This is a genomic window from Pseudomonas sp., from assembly GCF_026224925.1.
Lineage (GTDB): Bacteria > Pseudomonadota > Gammaproteobacteria > Pseudomonadales > Pseudomonadaceae > Aquipseudomonas.
In genome coordinates this window covers 1-3,935 of sequence record NZ_JAMFRV010000677.1, presented here as the reverse complement: position 1 = coordinate 3,935, position 3,935 = coordinate 1, and the positions used below count along the sequence as shown (strand labels likewise).

5 protein-coding genes are annotated in these 3,935 nt (G+C 55.9%); 3 read left to right on the top strand and 2 right to left on the bottom strand.

Translation table 11 applies throughout. The annotated features are described in order from the left end of the window. Positions 1 to 654 (bottom strand): NAD(P)-dependent oxidoreductase (locus M0974_RS28345; protein WP_297844948.1); only part of this gene is annotated, 654 nt, incomplete at its 3' end. Positions 655 to 811: 157 nt separating this feature from the next. Here M0974_RS28345 and M0974_RS28340 point away from each other — a divergent pair. Beyond that, on the top strand, positions 812 to 2,206 hold the full coding sequence (locus tag M0974_RS28340) for an FAD-binding oxidoreductase (protein WP_297844946.1): 1,395 nt from the start codon (positions 812 to 814) through the stop codon (positions 2,204 to 2,206). Between the two features lie 32 nt (positions 2,207 to 2,238). Further along, the gene (locus M0974_RS28335) at positions 2,239 to 2,904 is read left to right on the top strand and encodes a fumarylacetoacetate hydrolase family protein (protein ID WP_297844944.1); all 666 of its coding nucleotides are present in this window, start codon (positions 2,239 to 2,241) and stop codon (positions 2,902 to 2,904) included. A gap of 90 nt (positions 2,905 to 2,994) precedes the next feature. Here M0974_RS28335 and rpiA read toward each other — a convergent pair whose 3' ends face one another. Next, complete coding sequence (rpiA, locus tag M0974_RS28330; RefSeq protein ID WP_297844943.1) at positions 2,995 to 3,666, bottom strand: ribose-5-phosphate isomerase RpiA; 672 nt, start codon at positions 3,664 to 3,666, stop codon at positions 2,995 to 2,997. Positions 3,667 to 3,849: 183 nt separating this feature from the next. Between rpiA and M0974_RS28325 the strand changes: the two genes are divergently transcribed. Next, positions 3,850 to 3,935: hypothetical protein (locus M0974_RS28325; RefSeq protein WP_297844950.1), on the top strand; the 86-nt coding region annotated here is incomplete at its 3' end.

The window sequence follows — 3,935 nt, the reverse complement described above, 5'->3', positions numbered from 1 at the left end:
CTGGGTTTCAGCGGTTTCAGGAACGTGCAGCGTGACGATGTCGGCCAAGCCAAGCAGCTCAGACAGGCTGGAGACCTGAGTCGAGTTGCCCAGCGGCAGTTTGGTCAGCGTGTCGTAGAAGAACACCTGCATGCCCAGACCTTCGGCCAGCACTGAAAGTTGAGTACCAATCGAGCCGTAGCCGACGATGCCCAGTTTCTTGCCGCGAATTTCGAAGGAGTTAGCCGCGCTTTTGATCCAGCCGCCACGGTGGCAGGAAGCGTTCTTCTCAGGAATGCCGCGCAGCAACAGGATCGCTTCAGCCAGCACCAACTCAGCCACCGAACGGGTGTTGGAGTACGGTGCGTTGAAAACAGCGATACCGCGTTCGCGGGCAGCGTTGAGATCGACTTGGTTGGTGCCGATGCAGAAACAGCCAACAGCGACCAGTTTCTTCGCGCAATCAAAGACCTCTTCGGTCAACTGAGTGCGGGAACGAATACCGATGAAGTGTGCATCGGCGATCTTTTCCTTCAGCTCTGCTTCCGGTATGGAGGCGGTGAGGTACTCAATGTTTGTGTACCCAGCGGACTTGAGGACGTCCACGGCTGATTGGTGGACGCCTTCGAGAAGAAGGAACTTGATCTTGCTCTTATCGAGAGAAGTCTTGCTCATCTGCGTAAACCTGTGTCCCGGAGAAAATGGCAGGGGGCGCACATCGGCCGTAGGCACGATTAGCGGGGGGCTATGCTAGCATATGCACCCCGCGAAACACCCATTCCTGGACGTGAAGCGTTCTCAGGATGACCATGAATTGTTCGAGAGTTCCGTGATGACCAATCCTGCCCTGATAGAAGAGTTGAAGACCCTTGTTGAGCCTGGCAAGGTCCTGACCGACGCCGATTCCCTCAATACTTACGGTAAGGATTGGACCAAACACTTCGCGCCGGCGCCCGTAGCTATCGTGTTCCCGAAGACCACCGAGCAGGTGCAAGCCATCGTTCTGTGGGCCAATGAGCACAAGGTTGCATTGGTGCCGTCCGGCGGACGAACCGGGCTTTCCGCTGCTGCGGTTGCTGCCAACGGTGAAGTGGTTGTCTCGTTCGACTACATGAACAAGGTGCTGGACATCAATCTGACGGACCGCACCGTGGTCTGCCAGCCGGGCGTCGTCACCGAACACCTGCAAACCCTCGCAGAAGACAACGGCCTGTATTACCCAGTGGACTTCGCGTCGGCGGGTTCCAGCCAAGTGGGCGGCAACATCGGCACCAATGCTGGCGGGATCAAGGTGATTCGCTACGGCATGACCCGCAATTGGGTCGCGGGGATGAAGGTTGTCACTGGTAAAGGCGACCTGCTTGAACTGAACAAAGACTTGATCAAAAACGCCACAGGCTACGATTTGCGTCAGCTGTTCATCGGCGCCGAAGGCACCTTGGGTTTTGTCGTCGAAGCCACCATGCGCCTCGACCGCGCCCCGAAAAACCTCACGGCCATGGTCCTTGGGACGCGAGACTTCGATGCGATCATGCCGGTGTTGCACGCTTTCCATAACAAGCTTGACCTGACCGCCTTCGAATTCTTTTCGGATAAAGCACTGGCCAAAGTGCTGGCCCGCGGCGACGTGCCTGCGCCTTTCGAATCCGATTGCCCGTTTTACGCGCTGCTGGAATTCGAAGCGACCACTGAAGAAGTGGCTAACGAAGCCTTGGCAACGTTCGAGCATTGCGTTGAAGAGGGCTGGGTCCTCGATGGCGTGATGAGCCAGAGCGACCAGCAATTGCAAAACCTGTGGAAGCTGCGCGAGTACATCTCCGAAACCATCTCGCACTGGACGCCATACAAAAACGATATTTCGGTGACGGTCTCGAAAGTGCCGGCATTCCTGCGGGAGGTCGATGCCATCGTCGGCCAGCATTATCCGGATTTCGAAATTGTTTGGTTCGGCCACATTGGCGATGGCAATCTGCACTTGAACATCCTCAAGCCGGAAAACCTGAGCAAGGATGAGTTTTTCGCCAAGTGCGCCACGGTCAACAAGTGGGTGTTCGAGATCGTGCAGAAGTACAACGGCTCGATTTCTGCGGAGCACGGCGTGGGCATGACCAAGCGTGATTACTTGACGTACAGCCGCTCGCCCATCGAAATCGAATACATGAAGGCAGTGAAGGCCGTGTTCGATCCTAACGGGATCATGAACCCTGGCAAGATCTTCGCCGTTTAACCCTACAGCCCTACAGACTCAGGAATCGCCGCATGAGCTATCAGCACCAGTATATCGACGGTACGCGAATCCACTTCCCGGTGGGTAAAGTCGTCTGTATCGGCCGTAACTATGCCGAACACGCCAAAGAACTGAATAACCCGGTGCCGACTGAACCGTTACTGTTCATCAAGCCGGGCAGCTGTGTGGTAGCGCTGGAAGGTGGATTTACGATTCCGGCTGATCGCGGATCGGTGCACTACGAAGCTGAAATTGTTGTGCTGATCGGCAAGCCGCTGACCAAAAGCCCGTCGCGGGAAGAAGTGCTGGATGCTATTACCGGCTTCGCTCCGGGTCTGGACCTGACGCTGCGGGATATTCAGACCCGGCTCAAGGAAAAAGGCCTGCCGTGGGAAATCTGCAAGTCGTTCGATGGCGCTGCGGTTATCGCCCCGTTCGTAACGGCTGACGCCTACCAGGATTTGACCGACATCGGCATTCGCCTGTCGATCAACGGTGAAGTGCGCCAGGACGGCAACAGCAGCGCGATGCTCAACCCGATCGTGCCAATGATTCAGTACATGGCGTCGCAGTTCTCATTACAAGCCGGCGACATCATCATGACCGGTACCCCGGCAGGCGTTGGTCCGTTCGTTGCTGGCGATGAAATCGTGCTGGAGTTGACCGGTATCAGTAAGTTCCAAAGCAGCGTTCGCTGATCAAACGGCTTCGCGAATAAATTCGCTCCCACAGAGGTACGCGTTACCCCTGTGGGAGTGAATTCATTCACGAAGAGGCCCCGAAGTGTATTAACGCTTAAGCGTTTTCACACCTTCTGCCGTACCCAAAAACAGCAAGTCCGCTGGGCGCGCCGCGAACAAACCGTTTGTGACGACGCCAACAATCGCATTGATCTGAGTTTCCAGCGCAACCGGATCGGTGATGCTCATGTTGAACACATCAAGAATGATGTTGCCGTTATCCGTCAGCACACCTTCGCGGTACACCGGATCGCCGCCCAGTTTCACCAACTGACGCGCCACGTGGCTGCGAGCCATCGGAATCACTTCAACCGGCAACGGAAACTCGCCGAGAACCGACACCAACTTGCTGCCATCGGCGATGCAAATGAAGGTTTTGGCCACCGCAGCGACGATTTTCTCGCGGGTCAATGCTGCGCCGCCGCCTTTGATCAGGTGTAGGCCCGCGTCCGTTTCATCTGCGCCATCGACATAAAACTCCAAATCACTGACGGTATTCAGTTCATAAACCGGAATACCGTGGCCTTTGAGCCGTGCAGCGGTGGCCTCAGAGCTGGCAACCGCGCCATCAAACGCACCCTTATGCTTCGCCAGTGCATCGATAAAGCAGTTGGCGGTGGAGCCGGTGCCGACGCCGACGACGCTCTTGTCATCAAGTTTCGGAAGGATGAAGTCGACAGCAGCGTGGGCCACGGCCTGTTTGAGTTGATCCTGAGTCATGCTGGCTCCGATGATGCGAAATTTAAGTCATCAATATATATACGGTATTCACACGGTATTGCCGTGCGACACCGAGCATTGGTGTGCAAAAGGGCGCGCATTATAGCGATAACCCGCCTTAAAACCGCGTCATTCTGAGTTAGACTTCGGGCCTTGTCCTTATTCGCCAGTGATGCTTTCCCGATGCTCGAACAGTACGTCAAGAAAATCCTCACCTCGCGCGTTTACGACGTGGCCGTTGAAACCCCGTTGCAGGCTGCGCGTCAGCT

What these genes read in the sequence shown, in the direction of transcription:
- M0974_RS28340 (WP_297844946.1), top strand. Translation starts at nt 812, where the DNA reads ATGACCAATCCTGCCCTGATAGAAGAGTTGAAGACCCTTGTTGAGCCT.
- M0974_RS28335 (WP_297844944.1), top strand. Translation starts at nt 2,239, where the DNA reads ATGAGCTATCAGCACCAGTATATCGACGGTACGCGAATCCACTTCCCG.
- rpiA (WP_297844943.1), bottom strand. Translation starts at nt 3,666, where the DNA reads ATGACTCAGGATCAACTCAAACAGGCCGTGGCCCACGCTGCTGTCGAC.